Raw genomic sequence first — 20,363 nt, 5'->3', positions numbered from 1 at the left:
CCCCGACGAGCACGGCCACGAGCCGCAACGGTGATCCGGCGACCGGTTCGAGGGCGAGGTAGGCCGGCAGGTTGTTCGCGACGTTCGCGGCGACGGCGCTGCCGCCCGCGAGCCGCAGCAGGTCGGGCAGCTGGTCACCCGTGCCCACCACGGCACCGAGCAGGTCGGCGAGGCCGAGCGAGTGGGCGGCCTCGACGACGAGGAAGAGCCCGCCGGCGAAGAGCAGGGTGCCCCACGGCACCAGGCCCAGCCGCAGGACGCCCCGACGCCGCACGGCCGTGGCCACGACGAGCACGAGCGCGGCGACGGCCGCGGGGATCCACACCTCGACGCCCGAGACCAGGGCCGGCACGAGCAGTCCCGTCGCGACCGCGGCGACGCCGAAGAGCACGCGATCGGCCACGGGCTCGGACGACGGCGCCTCGAACCGGCCGACCAGCTGACGGCGGTAGCGCAGTCCGATCGCCACGACCGGGACGACGACGCCCACCACGGCGGCCGGCGCCACGAGGGCGGCGAACTGCACGGGGGCCGGCGACCCCAGCTCGTGCAGGGCGAGCAGGTTGGTGAGGTTCGAGACCGGCAGCAGCATCGAGGCGCAGTTCGCCAGCCACACCGTGGTCAGGGCGAACGGCATCGGCGGCAGGCCCGCGTGCCGAGCGACGATCACGACCACCGGCGTGAGCAGCACGGCCGTCGTGTCGAGCGAGAGGAACACCGTGCAGAGCACGGCGAGCGCCACGACCAGGAGCCACAACACGAACACCCGACCTCCGGCGAGCCGGGCCGAGGCGGACGCCAACCAGGCGAAGAGGCCGGCCTCCGCTGCCAACTCGGCGACGATCGTGAGGCCGACGACGAACCCCAGCACGGGCGCGACCCGCTCGACGAGGGCGAGGAGTTCGTCGCCGGTCAGGACTCCGGTGACGACGGCCACGAGGCCGAGCGCCACGAACAGTCCTCCGAGCACGGCAGTGCGCACGGCATTCTCCTTCGACCGCGGGACGCACCGGCACGGGACGCCGGGCAGCTCAACTTACCCCCACCCGGACTCGTGCGACGTCACGCGGTACCGTGGTCGAAACGACCCCTGGGAGCCCCACCGTGCGCAAATTCCTCTTCAACGGCGCGATCATCAGCGCGATCTTCTCCGGCATCAGCCTCCTCAAGAGCCTGAGCGCCGGGCCGCGTGACTGGCGCCTCGCCCTCATGGCGATCAGCTGGGCGGCGTCCACCGCGATCGCCGTGGGCAACGTCATCGAGGCCGCGAACGACGACGACTGACGTCCGCCGAGACACCGAGGAGGCGCGTCCCGCTCTGGCGGGGCGCGCCTCCTCGTCCGTGTGGTCGCCTCAGCGACGCCCGTCGACGCCGGGCGTCGGCCCGGCAGGGTCGCCGTCGGGACGGCCGACGGGCGGGCTCCCGGGCCGGCCCGCGACGTGCGGGTCGTGTTCCGCCTCGGCGCCGAGCGAGGCCTCGTACTCGGCGATGTCGTGGATCGGGATGGCCGCCGTGAACAGCGCGGTGCGCTCGGAGTCGGCGTTGTCGCCGCTGAACAGACCGGAGGCGTCCGACGTCGAGCGGGGAGCCCGCCCGGTCGGCACCGGTTCGGCCTCGACCATCTGCACCCGCGTCCGCGGGATCGACTGCGGGCTCTTCGCGTGCAGCCAGGCGATGAGGTCCTCGCGCACGAGGCAGCGCAGGTCGAACAGGGTCGGGGCGTCCTTCGCCGTGACCAGCACGCGGACGCGCACGTAGCCGGCCTGGGCGTCGGTGACCTGCAGCACCTTGGTGCGCCCGTCCCAGAGGTCGGTGCCCGCGAGGATCACGTCGAGCTCCTTCCGCATGGCGCCCGGGTCGACGCGCCAGTCCAGGTCGAACTCGACCGCGCCGAGCAGCTCGCTGTTGCGCCGCGTCCAGTTCTCGAACGGCGTGGTCGTGAAGTAGGTCGACGGCAGCACGAGTCGGCGGTCGTCCCAGACGTGCACGACCACGTACGAGAGCGTGATCTCCTCGATCAGGCCCCACTGCCCCTCGACCACGACGACGTCGTCGATGCGGATCGCGTCGCTGAAGGCCAGTTGGATGCCGGCGAAGACGTTGGCCAGCGTCGACTGAGCCGCGAGGCCCGCGACGACCGAGACCAGTCCCGCGCTGGCGAGGACGCTCGCGCCCACCGCCTCGACGCCCGGGAACCCGAGCAGCACGGTGCCCGCGGCGAGGATCACGATCAGGGCCACGGTCAACCGGCGCAGGATGAGCACCTGCGTCCGGACGCGACGGGCCACCCGGTTGTCGGGGGTGTCGACCCGGTAGCGCGACAGACCGAGGTCCTCGAAGAAGATCGCGAGGGCACCCACGAACCAGGCCACGACGACGATGATGGCGCACCGGAAGGACTGCGAGACCCAGCCCTCCCCCGGGTAGTCCGCGGGCAGCAGCGAGTCGAACGACGTGGTCAGAGCGATGACGAGCAGCACGACGAGCAGCGTCGCGCGGAACGGGCGACGCATGCGCTTCACGAACGCCTGCGCCCACTCCTTGCGCTTCGCGACCACTCCGACGACCGCACCGACCACGGCCGAGACGACGAAGGTGAGGACGACGGCGGCGACGAGCGAGATGACGAGTTGTATCCAGGGCATCCCCCGAGCCTGACGCATGACGCACGGCTCCGTCCCGGCTCGACCCTGGGACGATGGAACGGTGAGACGATCCACAGCTTCCCGTCACGAGTCCGCCATGCCGTCGACGCCCGTGCGTCACCGGTCACGACGACGACGCGTGCTCAAGGGGGTGGCCCTCGGGCTGTTCGCGGTCGTGGTGCTCGCCGCCACGGGGTTCTTCGTCTGGGCCAAGACGCCGATGTCGGCGACGGCCGCCTCGCTCGCCTCGGTGTCCGCCGACGACCGGGTCGAGGTGACGAGCAGGCCCGACACGGTCGTGATGCGACCGGCCGAGACGACCGCCACCGGCCAGGGTCTCGTCTTCGTCGCCGGCGCCCGGGTCGACCCGCAGGCCTACGAGCAGACCTTCGCGGGGCTCGTCGCCACCGGCGTCACCGTCGTCGTCGAACGACCCACTCTCGGGTTCGGCATCCTCGACCCCCGTCCGTTCTCGACCTTCACCGACCTCGCCCCCGAGGTCGACACGTGGGCCGTCGGTGGCCACTCGCTCGGCGGCGTGCGCGCCTGTCAGTACGCCGCCGACGACCGGACGGTGGACGCGCTGGTGCTCCTCGGCTCGTACTGCGCGACCACCGACCTCTCGGACGACGACCAGCTGGCGGTCCTGAGCATCGGGGGTTCCGAGGACGGCCTGAGCACCCCGGCGAAGATCGCGACGTACCGCGACATGCTGCCGGGCAGCGCGTCGGTGGTCGAGATCGACGGATCGAACCACGCGCAGTTCGGCAGCTACGGCGAACAGTCGGGCGACGGTTCGGCCACCATCTCGGACGAGGAGGCGCGCGATCGGATCACGCGCCAGCTCACGTCGTTCTTCGCCGGCGTCGGTGGGTAGGCTCCCGGGCGTTCGTCCGACCTGACCGAGGAGCCGCTCGAGGGCGGCCCGGCATGGCGGTGGATCAGATCGAGCGCTTGCGCTGCCGCAGGGCCTCGTGGGCGAGCCCCTCGGAGGGATACCGCCCGACGACCTCGCCCCAGCGGGGGTCGGCGCCGCGCAGCGCGACGAACGTGCCCTGCTCGGCCCGGACGTGGCCGAGCACGCGGTCGGGGGTCGACACCTGGACGAGGTCGGACGAGATGGTGCGCGTGATGACGCGGGCCATTCTCCTCAGGACGTCGGTCGGTGCGGTGGTGCTCACGTCTGGTGCCTCTCGTGCTGCAGGTGCGGGTGCTGCGGGGGCGTCTCGGTGACGTCCGTCGACGACGCTACCCGCGCCTCCCGGGGTGTGACCTCGGGGTTGCCTGTGCGTCGGATGTCGTCCGGCTGTGGTTTCACCCGGCTGCGTCACCCACCGACGGGTCCCGGTCTCGGCACCCCGCCGGTCGCCCGGCACGACGTCGCCCCGGTCGAGCGGGGCTCGGCCGGGGCGACGTCGTGCCGGGATCGGATCAGCTGGTGAGGCCGTCGACGTAGTCCTGGTTCTCGGAGATCCACTTCTCGACGACGGGGGCGTAGTCGTCGCCGTCGACCTCGTCACCGTTGAACATGGCGTTCTCGAGCGAGGACAGGGTCTCGGTGTCCATGTCGAAGCCCTGCAGCCACTCGGTCAGCTGCGGGAAGTTCGCCGTGAAGCTCTTCCCGCCGAAGGAGTGGATGCCCTCGGCGTCGCCCAGGGTGCCCTCGGGGTCGGCGAGGTCCTTGATCGGGAAGGCGTCGTAGGCCCAGTGGGGGCTCCAGAGCGTCACCGCGATGTTCTCCCCCGCATCGGTCGCGCTCTTCAGCTCGGTGAGCATGGCGGCGGTCGACGAGGTCTGCAGCTGCATGTCGTCCAGGCCGTAGGTCGGGATCGTCTCGTCCTGGACCGCGGCGGTGAGGCCCGCCCCCGGCTCGATGCCGACGATCTTGCCGCCGAACAGGTCGGCGTTGGCCGCCAGCTCGTCGAGCGAGTCGATCGGGGCGTCCTCGTTCACGGCGACGGCGAGCTTGGCGCCGTCGTTCCAGGCGCCGAGGTCGGTCAGGTCGTCGCCGTACTGCTCGATGTACGAGGCGTGGGTCGTGGGCAGCCAGGTGTCGAGCACGACGTCGTAGTCGTCCGTCGTGAGGCCGCTGTAGACGGGAGCGACGTCGGCCGGCTTGAGGTTGACCGTGTAGCCCTTCTCCTCGAGGACGGTCTTCCACAGCCAGGAGGCCGCGATGCCCTCGTCCCAGCCGTTGAACACGGCGAGGTCGACGACGGCCTGGTCGCCGTTGTCGAGGGTCTCGCCCTCGGCCGACGAGCTGCTGCCGGGAGGCGAGCAGGCGGCCAGTCCGAGGACGGCGGTGGTGCCGAGGGCGATCGATGCGGCGATGGTGCGCTTCTTCATGTGGTCCTTTCGGGTGGTGCAGGAGGCGCGGGTCGGGTGGGTACGTGTTGCTCCCGTCCCGCAGGTGGTCGGGGTCTAGGCCGAGGCCGTCGCGGGTTCGCGGCGGTCGGCCGGGGGCAGGGGCTGCTCGGCCTCCGCGCGGTCGGGAGCCGGGGTCGGAGGAACGGACCGGCGGTTCTGCGCCCTGGCCAGCCGCCGACCGCGACGGTCGGACCCGAGGGCCGCCGTCATGCGGTCGAGGACGATCGCCAGGATGACGACCGAGACGCCGGCTTCGGCGCCCAGCCCCACGTCGATGCGGTTGAGGCTCGCGACGATGTCGCCGCCCAACCCGCCCGCGCCGACCATGCCGGCGATGACGACCATCGACAGCGAGAGCATGATGACCTGGTTGACGCCGGCCATGATGCTGGGCTTCGCGAGCGGCAGCTGGATCTGACGCAGGATGCGCCACGGCGACGAGCCGAATGCCTGGCCGGCCTCGACCACCTCTTTGTCGACCCCGCGGATGCCGAGCTCGGTCAGGCGGACGCCGGGGGCCATCGCGAAGACGATGGTCGCGACGATGCCGGGCACGACGCCGACGCGGAACAGCAGCAGGGCCGGGATCAGGTAGACGAAGGCGGGCGTCGTCTGCATGAAGTCGAGCACGGGCCGGATGATCTGCGACGCCACGGTCGACTTCGCGGCGAGCACGCCGAGGGGGATGCTCAGAGCGATCGCGAGCGTGCTGGCGACGAGCACGAGGGCGAGGCTCGACATCGCGTTGTCCCACTGGTTGACCGTGCCGATGAACAGCAGGCCGACGGCCGTGCCGACCGAGAACTTCCAGCCCTTCGCGACGAAGGCGAGGGCCGCGATCACGATGACGACCGCCCAGAACGGAGGCGCGCTCAGGAAGTACGCGACCCACTCGTAGAAGAACGTGAAGACCAGGCGGACGACGTCGAAGAAGCCGCCGAGGTTGGTGGTGATCCAGTCGACGACGTCCGAGACCCAGGAGCCGAAGGGGATGCGGAGGTACTCGTTCATCGGGTTGCTCCTTCGAGGGTGGCGTCGAGCTCGACGTCCGAGATGCGGGTGACGGGCTCGAGCACGGGGATGGGCGAGGTGGTCGTGTCGACGTTGCCGAGCGCCGCGAGCAGGGTCACGCGCGGGATGACGCCGAGCAGACGGTCGGCGCCGTCGACGACGGCGATCGGCAGCGGGCTCTCGACGGCCAGCTCGAAGAGGTCGACGAGGGCCGCCTCGGGCCCGACCTTCGAGAACTCGGCGTTGACGATGGCCGCGAGGTCGGTGTCGTTCGCCTTGACCTGGCGCATGACGTGTCGGTCGCGCACCCAGCCGAGGAGCTTGCGGTCGCGGCCGGTGACGAACAGGGCGGCGGTCTGCAGGTCGCGCAGTGACCGCAGGGCGCCCCGCGGGCCGACCGTGAGCGGGACGACCGCCCGGGCGGGCTCCATGACGCTGGCCGCCGTGAGGACCCGGGCCCGGTCGACGTCCTGCACGAACTGGGCGACGTAGTCGTTCGCGGGGTCGGTGAGGATGTCCTCGGGCGTGCCGATCTGCACGATGCGGCCGTCACGCATCACGGCGATGCGGTCCCCGAGGAACATCGCCTCGTTCAGGTCGTGGGTGATGAAGACGATCGTCTTGCCGAGCTTCGCCTGCAGCTCGACGAGCTGCTCCTGCATCTCGCGGCGGATCAGCGGGTCGAGGGCCGAGAACGCCTCGTCCATCAGCAGGATGTCGGTCTCGGCGGCGAGGGCGCGGGCGAGGCCGACGCGCTGCTGCATGCCGCCCGAGAGCTGGCTCGGCAGCTCGTCCTCCCAACCCGCGAGGCCGACGATCTCGGTGACCTCCCGAGCCTTCGCCAGACGAGCCGCCTTCGCGACCCCCTGCACCTCGAGGCCGTAGGCGACGTTGTCGATGACGGTGCGGTGCGGCAGCAGTGCGAAGTGCTGGAACACCATCGACACGTTCTGCCGTCGCACCTCGCGGAGCCGCTTGGCAGGGACGTCCGAGATCGCGGAGCCCGCGACCTCGACCGAGCCGGACGTGGGCTCGAGCAGGCCGTTCAGCATGCGGATGAGGGTCGACTTGCCCGAGCCGGACAGCCCCATCACGACGAAGATCTCGCCGGGCTGGACGTCGAACGACGCGTCGATGACGGCGGCGGTGCCGAGGCCTGCGGCCTCGGAGCGGGAGGCACCCGCCTCGAGTCGGGCGACGGCGTCCTTGGGTCGGCGGCCGAACACCTTGTACAGGTTCCGGGCACGCACGGCAGGCGTAGTGGTCACAGGTGTCTCCAGGCACGCCGAGGGGGCACCGGCCGCTCGGGCCGGCTCGCCGTCGGCGGCGATCGGGTCGGGCGAACGGGTCGACGACGCGTGCGGACCGTGTCGGCTCAAGCCCACCGTGGAACCACGGGGCGAACCTGTCCTCCGCCGGGTCGGTCATGGGACCGGACCCTCGCGCCACCAGACCGTACGACGACCGGAACCCGAACTGGTCGGACCATCGGTCGGCGCGTCCTGATGATGACGGGCCCGGTCTCCCGGGCCTCCACGACCGTAGCCGACATCCGTCGTCCATCCGAATTGCGAACCGGCCCGACGACGCCTCCGGTGTACCCCGGTCACGGTGCGTCCCGGCGTGTCGCCCATGTCTGCGGGCTCGTCGATCGTCACCCATTCGTTACCCGCATGTGAATCGGCACCGCGCCTCCTGGGGGTTCGCCTGTCTCGCGACGGTGATGCGGACGAAACCGATAGGGGCTACGGTCGACCGATGACGAGTCCCACGAACGGGGGCGGCGACGCCTCCACCGAGACGCACCTCCCGCAAGACTTCTCGCACGAGCAAGAGGGCTTCCAGCACGGTCTCAAGCCGCGTCAGCTGCAGATGATCGCCATCGGCGGGGCGATCGGCACGGGGCTCTTCCTCGGGGCCGGCGGCCGTCTGGCCTCGGCCGGTCCGGCTCTCGCGATCGTGTTCGCGATCTGTGGCGTCTTCGCGTTCTTCATCCTGCGGGCCCTCGGCGAACTGGTGCTGCACCGCCCGTCGTCGGGGTCGTTCGTCTCGTACGCCCGCGAGTTCTTCGGCGAGAAGTTCGCCTACGCGGCCGGGTGGATGTACTTCCTGAACTGGGCCATGACGGCCATCGTCGACGTCACCGCGGTCGCCCTCTACCTGCACTACTGGTCGGCGTTCACCGCGGCACCCGACTGGTTGCTGGCCCTGGTGGCCCTCGCCGTGGTGCTCTCGGTCAATCTGCTGGCCGTGAAGGTCTTCGGCGAGATGGAGTTCTGGTTCGCCATCATCAAGGTCGCAGCCCTCGTGGTGTTCCTCGTGGTCGGCGTCGTGTGGCTCGCGGCGGCTTTCCCCGTCACACACGACGGTGCCGCGGTCGACACCGGTTGGGGACTCGTGGCGTCGTCGGGCATCCTGCCGAACGGACTGCTGCCGGCCGTGATCGTGGTCCAGGGCGTCGTCTTCGCCTATGCCGCGATCGAGTTGGTGGGCACGGCGTCGGGCGAGACCCAGAACCCGGAGAAGGTCGTGCCCCGCGCGATCAACACGGTCATCATCCGCATCGCGGTGTTCTACGTCGGGTCGCTGGTGCTGCTGTCGCTGCTGCTGCCCTACACGGCCTACAAGGCCGGCGAGAGCCCCTTCGTCACGTTCTTCGGCAGCATCGGCAGCCCCGAGGTGGGCGACATCGCGGGGTCGATCATGAACTTCGTGGTCGTGACGGCGGCGCTATCGAGCCTGAACGCGGGGCTCTACTCGACCGGTCGGGTGCTGCACTCGATGGGCATGAACGGCTCGGCCCCAAAGTTCACGACGAAGATGTCGAAGGGCGGGGTACCGTTCGGCGGCATCCTGCTGACCGCGAGCATCACCCTGCTGGGCGTGGTGCTGAACGCCATCGTCGGGGCGAACACGGCGTTCGAGATCGTGCTCAACATCGCGTCCCTGGGCATCTTGACGGCGTGGGGAACGATCATCCTCTGCCAGATGCGACTCCGTCAGTGGGCCAAGCAGGGCAAGGCGAAGGAGCCCTCGTTCCGACTGCCGGGGGCGCCGGTGACGAGCTATCTGACGCTGGCCTTCCTGGCCGCGGTCGTCGTCCTGATGGCGATCGACTGGCCGATCGGGTCGTTCACGGTCATGTCGCTCGTCGTGATCATCCCCCTGCTGATGCTCGGTTGGCACCTGCAGCGCGACCGCATCCTCGCCGCCGCCCGCCTCCGCGAGGGCATGACGGGCCCCTACCCCGTGACCGGCCGCGACGCCGCCTCGCAGGTCCCCCGCGACGGCCAGTAGCCCGATCTGCGGGGACGGCCGCGGGGGTGTCCTATGGTTGTCCGGTGTCGACGCGAGCCCCCTCCCACTCGGCAGTCGCGTCCGAGACGGGGCGACGGAATCGCCACACGTCACTCGACGGGCTGAGGGGCCTGGCCGCCTTGGTGGTCGTCGCCCATCACGCCCTCCTCACGCAACCGTCCCTGGCGGCTCCGTACTACGCGCCCGACGTCCCCACCACAGGACTGACGCGCTGGGCGGTCAACACCCCCGTGCACCTGTTCTGGGCAGGTACCGAGGCGGTCTACCTCTTCTTCGTCCTGTCCGGCTTCGTCCTGGGACTCGCCGCACAGTCGGCCACGTTCACGTGGAGGACCTACCTACCCGCACGTCTGGTGCGTCTCTACCTTCCGGTCGCCGGGGCGGTCGTGCTCGGGGCTCTGTTGATGGCCGTCCTGCCCCGCGGTTCGCAGGCCAGTGCCTGGTTGGCCGCTCGAGCCGTCGACTACCCGGCGCTGGCCGTCGTCCAGGACCTCACGTTGCTGGGCGGCGTCTCGAAGGTGATCAGCCCCCTGTGGTCGCTGCAGTGGGAGGTCGCCTTCTCGCTGTTCCTCGCCGGGTTCCTCTCGTGGGGGCGTTCGGTCCATCCGGCTGGGCAGATCGGCGTCGCACTCGTCGCGTCCACCTGGGGGTTCTTTCTCGCGACACCGGCCCTGTCCTATCTCCCGCTGTTCCTCGTCGGCACGGCATTGGCCCAGTGGTGGCCGGATCTGGCGAGTCGCCTCGAGGAGGGCGCGCGGGCGCACGTGCGATGGGGTGTCATCCTGGCCTTCGCCCTGACGCTGATCGCGTCGTACTGGCTGTTGTTGCCGAGCTTCTCGTCGGACAGGCTCTTCTGGATGACACGACCGGCCGTCGAGATCGGTGTGACGCTCGTCCTGGTGGCGGCTGCGACGTGGGCTCCCCTCAGATGGCTGCTCTCGGCCAAGCCGTTCCGTTGGGCGGGGCTCATCTCGTTCAGCCTCTATCTGGTCCACGAGCCGATCCTGATCGCCGCGGCGTCACTCGTCCCCGGCTCGCGGTGGGCGATCGTCGGGGGCGTGCTGGTCGCGGTGGCGACGGCCGTCGGCTTCTTCTTCTTGGTCGAGAAGCCGAGCCACAAGATCGCACGCCTTCTCGGGGGACGACGCGTCGACGGGCCGACCGAAAGCCGCGCATCCGTCGCAGCCTCCCACGACTGAGGGCTGCTCAGCCCGAGCGAAGTGCGCTGGACACGGTCAGGCCGGGTGTCCCGTCCGTCCTCGGTCGCTTTCGCATTGCCGCACGACACCGACGAAGCGGTCCGCCAGGAACGCGTAGCCTGCGGCGTCGAGGTGACGACCATCGGCGGCGGTGAAGTCCGCACTGTTGGCTGCGGTGAACCACCGTCGCTCCACGACGTCGATGTAGGTCGCTCCGCTCGCTCTCACGGCAAGGCCGATCGTCCGGGACACGTCGACGTAGTCCAGGCCCGCCGGAAGGGGCGCGGACGGACCCATGGCGAGGACGGCGGCATCGGGCCACCACGTCCGCGCATCGCCGAGGGCGTCGACCACGGCCGCGGAGACGACGCCGGGCGCCGACGTGGCGTCGTTCTGGCTCCCCTGGAACACGATGAGGTCGAATCGGACGCCCGCGTGCGTGGCCAGCCGCTCACCGAACGGAGCCGCACTCGGCGACGGAACACCCGCCTTCGTGTAGCCGCTGCCCGGAACGGCGTCGACGACGACGTCCCAGTCCAACTCCTCGGCAGCACGGACCGCCCAATTGTCGACGGCAGGTTCGGAGGCGCCGGAACCTGCTGTGTAGGAATCGCCGATGATCAGCACCCTGGGCGTCGGAGGGAGGTCCAGCACGGGCGCCTGCCGGGCGTCGGTGGACACCGCACCGAATCTGACGATGACGGCCAGCACGACGAATCCGATCCCGGCTACGGCCACGGTGATGCCCAGGGCCGTCATGGCTCGACTGGGCCAAGACGTGTTCCGCAGCCTGCGGTCGCTCCGGCCCTCCATGTCCCCAGCGTAGATCGAGCGACCTGGCGACCTCCTCCCCGCCCCACGACGAGCGAGCCGGCATCCCCCGTGCACCCCATGACGAGCGAAGCGACGTCACCCCCCTGACGAGCGAAGCAACGTCACCCCCCTGACGAGCGAAGCAACGTCACTCCCCTGACGAGCGAAGCAACGTCACCCCCGTGACGAGCGAAGCAATGTCACCCCCGTGACGAGCGAAGCGACGTCACCCCCGTGACGAGCGAAGCGACGTCACCCCCGGGCAACGGCGACCTGGCGGGTCCGGCTCGCTCCCCGTGCAGGGTGGGCCGCGGTCCGCGGAGCGGACCAGACCCACACGACGAAAGAATCCCCCGGTTCTGCGAAGCAGAACACGGGGGACCCAATTCTTTCGTGCACCCCCTCGGACTTGAACCGAGAACCCACTGATTAAGAGTCAGTTGCTCTGCCAATTGAGCTAGAGGTGCGTGCTGCGATCTCTCGCAACGACGGTCAACACTAGCATGAGATCTGACCCACTCAGAACCACCGGCGCCGTCCGCGGCGCCCGCAGATCGGAGCACCATGTCCACGAAGCTCGAGAAGGGCGCTGCCGCGCCGACGTTCACCCTCGACGACGAGAACGGTTCGCCCGTCTCGCTCGCCGACTACTCGGGGCAGAAGGTCATCGTGTACTTCTACCCGGCGGCGTCCACGCCGGGCTGCACGACGGAGGCGTGTGACTTCCGCGACAACATCAACTCGTTGAAGTCCTCGGGCTACCAGGTGCTGGGCGTCTCGAAGGACGAGCCCGGCGCGCTGCAGAAGTTCAAGGACGAGCAGGGGCTGAACTTCCCGCTGCTCAGCGACCCCGAGCTGACGGTCCACCAGGCGTACGGCGCCTACGGAGAGAAGAACAACTACGGCCGCATCGTGACGGGCACCATCCGGTCCACGTTCGTGGTCGACGAGCAGGGTGCCGTCGAGCTGCCCCTCTACAACGTCAAGGCGACGGGGCACGTGGCGTCGCTCCGCAAGAAGCTCGGCCTCGACTGACACCGCTCGTCGGCGCGAGCGCAGGAGGCGCGGGGGCGGTTCTCGAGACCGGCACCGCGCCTCCTGCGCTCGAGGACCGTCAGTAGACGTGCGGCTCTTGATCGCGGGCCGAGGTGGCGGCGACCACGGACGGCACGAGCAGGAGGACGACGACCGCTACGGCCGGCACGAGGAGCGCGAGGCCGATGGTCGGGTTCGCGAAGACGCCCTGCAGGCTGCCGATGCCGACCGCGAACTGCAGCACCTGCCAGACGATCGCCGCTCCACGGATCCAGGCTCGACCCCGCAGGGTCCCGACGACGATGGACGCCAGCCAGGCGGTCGCCAGCAGGGTCAGCACGAAGATCGCGACGGCCGAGGGATACGAGTCGGGGCGCGCCACGAGCAGCTCGACGAGCAGGAACACCGCCGTCGCGGCGACGAGCAGGAACTCGGCCGCGAGGAGCACGATCACGACCCAGAGCAGGGCGGGTCGACGGGCCTCGGCAGACCGACCGGTCTCGTCTCGGGGGCCGTCAGGGCCTGCTGTGGTCACGTGTGAGCCTCCGAAAAATCCTTGATTTGGCCGTACCAGTATGCGACCATATTCGAGGTCGAAGTGACGCGCACATTGCGGTGCGCGCCTCCCGCATTCTTCTCTTTCCCCATCCCGAACCAGGCGCTTCGACGTGCCTGGTTCTGCACTTTTAAGGAGTACCCATCGATGGATTGGCGCGACAAAGCCGCTTGCCTGCAGGCTGACCCGGAGCTCTTCTTCCCCGTCGGCAACACGGGTCCCGCCGTCGACCAGATCGACAAGGCCAAGGCCGTGTGCGGGCGCTGCACCGTCACCGAGACCTGCCTGCAGTACGCGCTCGAGACGTCTCAGGACTCGGGCGTCTGGGGCGGTCTGAGCGAAGACGAGCGTCGTGCGCTCAAGCGTCGCGCCGCTCGCGCCCGCCGCGCCAGCTGATCCCTCGTCGACCGCTTCCGGCGGACGACCTCCGGCCCCTCGGCCGATGACGAAGCCCGGCACCTGATCACAGGTGCCGGGCTTCGTCGCGTCCGGAGGTACGCACGAGGTCAGGGCTGGGTGAGCCACCGGAACGGGATCTCGATGGTGACCTCGGTGCCGTTGCCGACGAGGGTGTGCCAGTCGATGGTGCCGCCGAGCTCACCCTGGATCAGCGTGCGGACGATCTGGGTGCCGAGGCCCGAGCCGACCTTGCCCTCGGGCAGGCCGACGCCGTTGTCGCGCACCTTGACCGTGAGCTCTTCGGCCCGGCGGTCGGCGACGATCTCGACCTCGCCGTCGCGGCCGTCGAGACCGTGCTCGACGGCGTTGGTCACGAGTTCGGTCAGCGCGAGGGCCAGGGGCGTCGCGTACTCGCTCGGCAGGGCACCGAAGCTGCCCGTCATGGTGGGGCGGACCGTCGTGTTGTGGCTCGACGCCACCTCGGCGATGAGCATGAGCACCCGGTCGAAGACGGTGTCGAAGTCGACGTTCTGGCTGAGCCCCTCGGACAGCGTGTCGTGCACGACGGCGATCGACTGCACGCGGCGCATGGCCTGGGTCAGCGCCTCGCGGGCGACGTCGGTGCGGGTGCGTCGGGCCTGGATGCGCAGCAACGAGGCAACCGTCTGCAGGTTGTTCTTGACCCGGTGGTGGATCTCACGGATCGTGGCGTCCTTGGTGATCAGCTCGCGCTCCTGGTGACGCAGCTCGGTCACGTCGCGGCAGAGCACGATCGCCCCGACGCGCTCACCGCGGTCACGCAACGGGATCGCCCGCAGCGACACCGTGACCCCCCGCGCCTCGATGTCGGTGCGCCAGGGCGCCCGGCCCGTGACGACCAGCGGCAGGGACTCGTCGATCACGAGCTTGCCGGCGAGCAGCCCGGTCGTGACCTCGGCCAGCGACTCGCCCTCGAGCTCGCCGGCGAACCCCATGCGGTTGAAGGCCGACAGGCCGTTGGGGCTCGCGAAGGTCACCATGCCGTCGACGTCGAGACGGAGCAGCCCGTCGGAGGCGCGGGGTGCACCTCGTCGCGGGCCCGTCGGAGCCCCGAGGTCGGGGAAGTCACCGGCGGCGATCATGGCGAAGAGGTCGTTGGAGCACTGGTTGAAGGTCAGCTCTTGGCGGCTCGGAGTGCGGGCCTCGCTGAGGTTCGTGTGCCGGGTGATGATCGCGATCGGCGCGTCGGTGACGTCGGGTCGGCTGGCCCCCAGGCGCCGGAGCACGGGCACGGCCCGGACGCGCGTGGGCGTCTCTTCGTACCAGTCGGGTGCGGCGGAGTCGACGATGCGGGTCGTCGTGAAGGCTTGCTCGATCTGCTCGCGCCACTCGGGGCGCACCTCTTGTCCGACGAAGTCACGGTAGAACAGCGTGGCCGAGCTCGACGGACGCGCGTGGGCGACGGCGACGAAGCTGCCGGCCTGTGTGGGCACCCAGAGCACGATGTCGGCGAAGGCGAGGTCGGCGAGCAGCTGCCAGTCCCCCACCAGCAGGTGCAGCCATTCAACGTCCACCTCGCTCGAGAGGCCCTGGGCGAGAACGAGATCACTGAGCGTCGACACCCGTTCAGTCTAGGTCGACGACCCGTCCGGGGACGTCGGTCGCCTCCGAGCACGACCGCATGCCGGCGAATTCTCCACAGACCGTCGAGTCGGTCTGGTTTAGGCATCTCACATGTCATATCTTCTAGTCATGCCCGGACGCACGTGAACAGGAAGACTGCCCATGCCCTCGAACACCCACGCCCTCGCCCTTGCCGAGCCCCTCGGGCCCCCAGCACCACCTCGCCCGCACCTGAGGCCCGTGCCGCCGCTCAGCGCCCCGGGCCGGGCGGCGCCGACCGCTCCGGCATCGGCCCCCATGCCCGACGGTCGCCCGTCCGGCACCAGATCCCACGTCCGACCCGTCCCACCGGCCGGCACCCCGCCCGAATCACCGTTCCCCGACGATCCGGACCTGCTCGTGGAGAACCTGGTCCGCTGCGTCGTCGAGATCCTCGCCGGGGCACGTGAACTCGACCAGGTCTCGCGGTGGGTCACCGAGGACGTCTACCGCACCCTGCACAAACGCGTCGTCCTGGCGGCCCGGGCCCGATCGGCCCACGGCACCCGTGCACAGAGACCGGTGTTCACGATCGGCAGCATCCGGTCGAGCTCGCCCGCCGACGGGGTGATCGAATCCGTCGTCGTCCTCCACGGGCGCGGTCGCAGTCGGGCGGTCGCCGTCCGTCTCGAGACCTACGACAGCCGGTGGCGAGCAGCCGCCGTGCACGTGCTCTGACGGTCGACCGAGACCCTCGTGACAGACGATGCGCCCCCGAGCCAGGCTCGGGGGCGCATCGATCGTCGGTCGGACGAGGTGATCAGCGGGTCTTCTTGCCGGACGCCCGACGCTCGGCCCGGTTGACCGGCGCCTCGGAGCCACCGGTCTTCTGGCCGAAGGCGCCGACCTTGCCGTCATCCGCCTGACGGGCAGCCGGGCCGCCGGCAGCCCGTGCCGCGGCGATCTCGGGCGATTCGGAGCGCTCGGCCTCGTCTTGGGCCTTCTGTGCCTTGGCGGTCGCGCCCTTCTCGAGCTGACCGCGCTGGTTGCGCACCTCGACCTCGCCGTCGATGTTGGGAGCCGAGTAGGCGAGCTGCGCCTGCGGCTGCTTCTCGGCCTCGAGCCCCTTGGCCGCGATGACCGGCGCCTCGGCGGCACCGACCTGGCCCTGTACCTCGACCTCGAGGTTGAAGAGGAAGCCCACGGTCTCTTCGCGGATCTGCCCCATCATGCTCTGGAAGAGCGCGTAGCCCTCGCGCTGGTACTCGACGAGCGGATCGCGCTGGGCCATGGCCCGGAGACCGATGCCGTCCTTCAGGTAGTCCATCTCGTACAGGTGGTCCCGCCAGCGACGGTCGATGACCGACAGCACGACTCGACGCTCGAGCTCGCGCATGGCGGGCTCGCCGAGGGTCTCGGTGCGCGCGTCGTAGGCGACCTTGGCGTCGGAGAGGATCTCTTGACCGAGGAACGCCCGGGTCGCCTTGCCCTTCGAGCCGGCCTCGGTGATGACCTCGTCGATGGTGATCGAGATCGGGTACAGGGTGCCCAGTTCGGTCCAGAGGGCGTCGAGGTCCCAGTCGTCGGGACTGCCGTCACCCGTGTGCTGGTCGATGACCTCGTTGACGACGTCCTCGAGGAACTTCTGGCTGCGATCCTTCAGATCGTCGCCCTCGAGGATGTGTCGACGGTCACCGTAGATGGCCTCGCGCTGACGGTTGAGGACGTCGTCGTACTTCAGCACGTTCTTGCGGATCTCGGCGTTGCGCGACTCGACCTGCGACTGGGCGGAGCGGATGGCCCGCCCGACGATCTTGTTCTCGATCGCGAGGTCGTCGGGCACGTTGCCGCGGCCCATGAGGGATTCGGCGGCACCCGAGTTGAACAGGCGCATCAGGTCGTCGGTCAACGACAGGTAGAAACGGCTCTCGCCGGGGTCACCCTGACGACCCGACCGACCGCGCAGCTGGTTGTCGATGCGACGGGACTCGTGACGCTCGGTGCCGAGGACGTACAACCCGCCCGCCTCGATGACCTTCTCGGCCTCTTCTTGCACGGCGGCCTTCTGGGCGGCGAAGACGTCGTCCCACGCGGCCTCGTACTCGTCGGGGGTGTCCACCGGGCTGAGCCCCTTGGCGTTCATCTCGGCGACGGCGAGGAACTCGGCGTTGCCGCCGAGCATGATGTCGGTACCGCGACCGGCCATGTTGGTGGCGACGGTCACGGCACCGGCACGACCGGCCTGGGCCACGATGGCCGCCTCTCGAGCGTGGTTCTTGGCGTTCAGAACCTCGTGCTTGACGCCCTTCTTGGCGAGCAGTCGAGAGAGGTACTCGCTCTTCTCGACGCTGGTCGTGCCGACCAGCACGGGCTGACCCTTCTCGTGCCGCTCGACGATGTCTTCCACGACCTGGTCGAACTTGCTCGTCTCGTTCTTGTAGACGAGGTCGGTCTGGTCGATGCGCTGCATCGGCCGGTTGGTCGGGATGGGCACGACCCCGAGCTTGTAGGTGCTCATGAACTCGGCGGCCTCGGTCTCGGCCGTGCCGGTCATGCCGGAGAGCTTCTTGTACAGGCGGAAGTAGTTCTGCAGCGTGACCGTCGCGAGGGTCTGGTTCTCGGCCTTGACCGACACGCCCTCCTTCGCCTCGATGGCCTGGTGGATGCCCTCGTTGTAGCGGCGCCCGCTGAGGATGCGGCCGGTGTGCTCGTCGACGATCAGCACCTCGCCGTTGATGACCACGTAGTCCTTGTCACGCTTGAACAGGGCGTCGGCCTTGATCGCGTTGTTGAGGAACGAGATGAGCGGGGTGTTCGCCGACTCGTACAGGTTGTCGATGCCGAGGTAGTCCTCGACCTTCTCGATGCCGGGCTCGAGCACGCCCACGGTGCGCTTCTTCTCGTCGACCTCGTAGTCGGTACCCGACACGAGACGCCGGGCGATGGTGGCGAACTCGGTGAACCAGCGGTTGGCCTCGCCGGACGAGGGACCCGAGATGATGAGCGGCGTGCGGGCCTCGTCGATGAGGATCGAGTCGACCTCGTCGACGATCGCGAAGAAGTGGCCTCGCTGCACCATGTCCTGCGCCTGCCAGGCCATGTTGTCGCGGAGGTAGTCGAACCCGAACTCGTTGTTGGTGCCGTAGGTGATGTCGGCGGCGTACATCTCGCGACGCTCGGCCGGGGTCTGACCCGACAGGATGCAGCCGGTCGTCATGCCGAGGGCGCGGAACACGCGCCCCATCAGCTCGGACTGGTAGCTCGCGAGGAAGTCGTTGACCGTGATGACGTGCACGCCGCGGGAGGCGATGGCGTTCAGGTACGCCGCCGTGGTGGCGACGAGGGTCTTGCCCTCACCGGTCTTCATCTCGGCGATGTTGCCGAGGTGCAGCGCCGCGCCACCCATCAGCTGCACGTCGAAGTGGCGCAGTCCCAGGGTGCGCTTAGACGCCTCACGGACGGCGGCGAAGGCCTCGGGCAGCAGGTCGTCGAGGGACTCACCCGAGGCGTAGCGCTCGCGCAGCTCGACCGTCTCGTTGCGCAGCTCGTCGTCGGTCAGGGTCGTGAAGTCGTCCTCGAGCTCGTTGACCGCCTTGGCGTAGGCCTTCAGCTTGCGCAGCGTGCGGCCCTCGCCGACGCGGAGGACCTTCTCGAGGACGTTGGCCACTGGTGTGCTCCCATGTGTTCGGTCGAACCCGCGGAACGCTCCGCGGTCTCGCTGAGGTGATCCGCATCGGAGCACCGAGGTGTCGACGGTCCGTCCTGGACCGGCCCACGATCTTAGCAAGCGTAGTGGCCGACCCCCTGGGAGGCGGCAGGGACGTGCCCGCGCCTCCCGGGGTGTCGGCCACCGGATGCCTCGGGGGTCAGTTCACCAGGCCCGCCCGCAGCGCCGTCGCGGTCTCTTGGAGGTCGGGCGAGTCCTGGTCGAGCCCGATCACGCCGTAGTCCCAGCCCTTGCGCCGGTACACGACGCTCGGGCGCTCGGTCTCGGCGTCGATGAAGAGGTAGAAGTCGTGGCCGACGAGCTCCATGTAGTAGAGCGCGTCGTCGACCGACATGGGCGTCGACGCGAAGACCTTCTCGCGGATGACCACGGGGCAGTAGTCCTCGTCGAGCTCGTCGTCGGGGGCCTCGTCGCCCACCACCGTCACGGCCCCGGTGCGGACCTGGTCGAGCGTCTCGGCCGCCGCGGGCGTGACGCCGACACCGCTGAAGTCGGCCGTGGCGGCCTCGCGCAGGGAGGTCGGTCGGTGTTGCCCACGATGGATCTTCTGCCGGTCCTTCGCCCGGCGCACCCGTTCGAGGAGGCGACCGATCGCGAGATCGAACGCCGCGTACTTGTCGGCGGCCGTGGACTCGGCCCGCACGAGGGGGCCGGGGCCGATCAGGGTGATCTCCACCCGGTCGTCGCCCGCCTGCCCGCCGGACTTCTCGTGATGCCGCGACACCTTGACCTCGAGGGCCAAGGCCTTCGTGGCCAGCGCGGCGACCTTGTCTGCCTTCTCGGTGGCGTACTCGCGGAAACGATCGGTGATGCCGACGTTTCGACCCGTGACGGAAATTTCCATGACGACCTCCTGTGGCTATCGACGTGCCGCCTGTCAGCCAGGCGGATGTCCTTTCACGCCTTTCGCCCCACCGTAGCCACCCGGACACCCCCGTGTCACGCACCGTTCACCGTTCGCTCAGGGGCCACCTCGGCTCGACCGCAACGGGGTGGCGGCGAGACAGGCCGCACCGACCACGACCGCGCCCCGGGCGGCCAGCGCGCGCCGCGCCTCCTGGAGGGTGCCGCCGGTCGTCACGACGTCGTCGACGAGGACGACACGCGACCCCGAGAGATCGCGGGTGACGCGCAGACTGCCCTCGCGTCCGCTGAGACGCTGCTGCCGGTCGCGGCCCTTCTGGCCGCCGCCGGCCCGCGCCGTCGGCACGAGGAGGCGGGTGCCGGCCACGAGACCGAGCCGGCGCAGCACGACGTCGACCGGGTCGTAGCCCCGCCGACGCCGCCCCCGTCGCGACGACGGCACCGCGACGACCAGCAGCGCCCGATCGCCCGCGCCCCCGCCGACGGCGGGTGCACCCTCGGCCGTCGCGTGGCGGGCACAGCACTCGAGGGCGGCGGCGAGGGCCGGGGCGAGCACCTCGGCCAGGCGCACCCGACCGCCGTTCTTGAAGGCCAGCACGACACCCCGCGCCTCGAAGGCGTAGACGAGTCCGGCGAAGACCGGGAGCCCGTCGGGCAGGTCGACCCGGACGACCTCGGGGACGAGCCGACGCCGGCAGTCGTCGCACAGACCGACGTCGGCCCTCTGGCACCCCGCGCACGAGACGGGTGACACGACGGACAGCGCCTCGCGGCCGGCCCGCGCGAGGGCGTCCCGCACGACGTGGACCGGACGGGGATGCGAGGGCCGGGGCATGCCGACAGCGTG

Annotated in this window: 19 protein-coding genes and 1 tRNA gene; 7 read left to right on the top strand and 13 right to left on the bottom strand. The window is 69.9% G+C overall.

Translation table 11 applies throughout. The features are described 5' to 3' along the window. The coding region (locus ASE87_RS02700; RefSeq protein WP_157489707.1) for an SLC13 family permease at positions 1-982 on the bottom strand (982 nt) is incomplete at its 3' end. A gap of 122 nt (positions 983-1,104) precedes the next feature. On the opposite strand from ASE87_RS02700, the gene ASE87_RS02695 reads away from it, so the two are divergent. After that, positions 1,105-1,284 (top strand): hypothetical protein, encoded by a 180-nt coding sequence (locus ASE87_RS02695; protein ID WP_043593989.1) that lies wholly within the window; start codon positions 1,105-1,107, stop codon positions 1,282-1,284. 69 nt (positions 1,285-1,353) lie between these two features. Here the strand turns inward: ASE87_RS02695 and ASE87_RS02690 are convergent, their stop codons facing one another. After that, positions 1,354-2,646 (bottom strand): mechanosensitive ion channel family protein, encoded by a 1,293-nt coding sequence (locus tag ASE87_RS02690; RefSeq protein WP_082452360.1) that lies wholly within the window; start codon positions 2,644-2,646, stop codon positions 1,354-1,356. Positions 2,647-2,743: 97 nt separating this feature from the next. Here ASE87_RS02690 and ASE87_RS02685 point away from each other — a divergent pair, with 97 nt between their 5' ends. Then, entirely contained in the window at positions 2,744-3,523 is a 780-nt protein-coding gene (locus ASE87_RS02685; RefSeq protein ID WP_056225743.1) for an alpha/beta hydrolase, read from the top strand. Between the two features lie 64 nt (positions 3,524-3,587). On the opposite strand, the gene ASE87_RS02680 is transcribed toward ASE87_RS02685, so the two are convergent. From ASE87_RS02680 to ASE87_RS02665, 4 genes are all read right to left on the bottom strand, one after another. After that, positions 3,588-3,827 (bottom strand): hypothetical protein, encoded by a 240-nt coding sequence (locus ASE87_RS02680; protein ID WP_157489653.1) that lies wholly within the window; start codon positions 3,825-3,827, stop codon positions 3,588-3,590. 250 nt (positions 3,828-4,077) lie between these two features. Further along, a complete protein-coding gene (locus ASE87_RS02675; RefSeq protein WP_056225736.1) occupies positions 4,078-4,992 on the bottom strand; it encodes a glycine betaine ABC transporter substrate-binding protein in 915 nt (304 codons plus the stop codon). Positions 4,993-5,067: 75 nt separating this feature from the next. Next, on the bottom strand, positions 5,068-6,024 hold the full coding sequence (locus ASE87_RS02670; protein WP_082452249.1) for a proline/glycine betaine ABC transporter permease: 957 nt from the start codon (positions 6,022-6,024) through the stop codon (positions 5,068-5,070). Beyond that, positions 6,021-7,292: a glycine betaine/L-proline ABC transporter ATP-binding protein gene (locus tag ASE87_RS02665; RefSeq protein WP_200925433.1), complete on the bottom strand. Its 1,272-nt coding sequence runs from the start codon at positions 7,290-7,292 to the stop codon at positions 6,021-6,023. Before ASE87_RS02665 ends, ASE87_RS02670 begins: the two co-directional genes overlap by 4 nt. 490 nt (positions 7,293-7,782) lie before the next feature. On the opposite strand from ASE87_RS02665, the gene ASE87_RS02660 reads away from it, so the two are divergent. Both ASE87_RS02660 and ASE87_RS02655 read left to right on the top strand, forming a co-directional pair. Continuing rightward, positions 7,783-9,321 (top strand): amino acid permease, encoded by a 1,539-nt coding sequence (locus tag ASE87_RS02660; protein WP_056225732.1) that lies wholly within the window; start codon positions 7,783-7,785, stop codon positions 9,319-9,321. 44 nt (positions 9,322-9,365) lie between these two features. Next, positions 9,366-10,541: an acyltransferase gene (locus ASE87_RS02655; protein WP_235472170.1), complete on the top strand. Its 1,176-nt coding sequence runs from the start codon at positions 9,366-9,368 to the stop codon at positions 10,539-10,541. Positions 10,542-10,577: 36 nt separating this feature from the next. Here the strand turns inward: ASE87_RS02655 and ASE87_RS02650 are convergent, their stop codons facing one another. Both ASE87_RS02650 and ASE87_RS02645 read right to left on the bottom strand, forming a co-directional pair. Further along, a complete protein-coding gene (locus ASE87_RS02650; RefSeq protein WP_162235850.1) occupies positions 10,578-11,252 on the bottom strand; it encodes an SGNH/GDSL hydrolase family protein in 675 nt (224 codons plus the stop codon). A gap of 496 nt (positions 11,253-11,748) precedes the next feature. Further along, positions 11,749-11,821 (bottom strand) — tRNA-Lys (locus tag ASE87_RS02645). Between the two features lie 97 nt (positions 11,822-11,918). Between ASE87_RS02645 and bcp the strand changes: the two genes are divergently transcribed. Beyond that, positions 11,919-12,389, top strand: coding sequence for a thioredoxin-dependent thiol peroxidase (gene bcp, locus ASE87_RS02640; protein ID WP_056225723.1), 471 nt, complete (start codon positions 11,919-11,921; stop codon positions 12,387-12,389). Positions 12,390-12,468: 79 nt separating this feature from the next. Here bcp and ASE87_RS02635 read toward each other — a convergent pair whose 3' ends face one another. Beyond that, positions 12,469-12,924 carry a hypothetical protein gene (locus ASE87_RS02635; RefSeq protein ID WP_043593999.1) on the bottom strand — a complete coding sequence of 152 codons (456 nt, stop codon included), beginning with the start codon at positions 12,922-12,924 and terminating at the stop codon, positions 12,469-12,471. 168 nt (positions 12,925-13,092) lie between these two features. Here ASE87_RS02635 and ASE87_RS02630 point away from each other — a divergent pair, with 168 nt between their 5' ends. Beyond that, positions 13,093-13,341, top strand: a complete 249-nt coding sequence (locus ASE87_RS02630; protein WP_043594001.1) for a WhiB family transcriptional regulator — start codon at positions 13,093-13,095, stop codon at positions 13,339-13,341. A 110-nt stretch (positions 13,342-13,451) separates the two neighbouring features. On the opposite strand, the gene ASE87_RS02625 is transcribed toward ASE87_RS02630, so the two are convergent. Further along, positions 13,452-14,945: a sensor histidine kinase gene (locus ASE87_RS02625; RefSeq protein ID WP_043594002.1), complete on the bottom strand. Its 1,494-nt coding sequence runs from the start codon at positions 14,943-14,945 to the stop codon at positions 13,452-13,454. A 163-nt stretch (positions 14,946-15,108) separates the two neighbouring features. On the opposite strand from ASE87_RS02625, the gene ASE87_RS16450 reads away from it, so the two are divergent. Beyond that, a complete protein-coding gene (locus tag ASE87_RS16450; RefSeq protein ID WP_200925432.1) occupies positions 15,109-15,663 on the top strand; it encodes an Rv3235 family protein in 555 nt (184 codons plus the stop codon). A gap of 82 nt (positions 15,664-15,745) precedes the next feature. Here ASE87_RS16450 and secA read toward each other — a convergent pair whose 3' ends face one another. The 3 genes from secA to ASE87_RS02605 form a co-directional block, all read right to left on the bottom strand. Continuing rightward, positions 15,746-18,592 (bottom strand): preprotein translocase subunit SecA, encoded by a 2,847-nt coding sequence (secA, locus tag ASE87_RS02615; RefSeq protein WP_056225720.1) that lies wholly within the window; start codon positions 18,590-18,592, stop codon positions 15,746-15,748. 199 nt (positions 18,593-18,791) lie between these two features. Then, positions 18,792-19,496 carry a ribosome hibernation-promoting factor, HPF/YfiA family gene (gene hpf / locus ASE87_RS02610; protein ID WP_056225716.1) on the bottom strand — a complete coding sequence of 235 codons (705 nt, stop codon included), beginning with the start codon at positions 19,494-19,496 and terminating at the stop codon, positions 18,792-18,794. 117 nt (positions 19,497-19,613) lie between these two features. Beyond that, positions 19,614-20,351 (bottom strand): phosphoribosyltransferase family protein, encoded by a 738-nt coding sequence (locus tag ASE87_RS02605; RefSeq protein ID WP_082452246.1) that lies wholly within the window; start codon positions 20,349-20,351, stop codon positions 19,614-19,616. Positions 20,352-20,363: the final 12 nt, after the last annotated feature.

It is taken from the genome of Frigoribacterium sp. Leaf44 (assembly GCF_001421865.1).
GTDB lineage: Bacteria > Actinomycetota > Actinomycetes > Actinomycetales > Microbacteriaceae > Frigoribacterium.
This window is presented reverse-complemented; position numbering and strand designations above follow the sequence as displayed.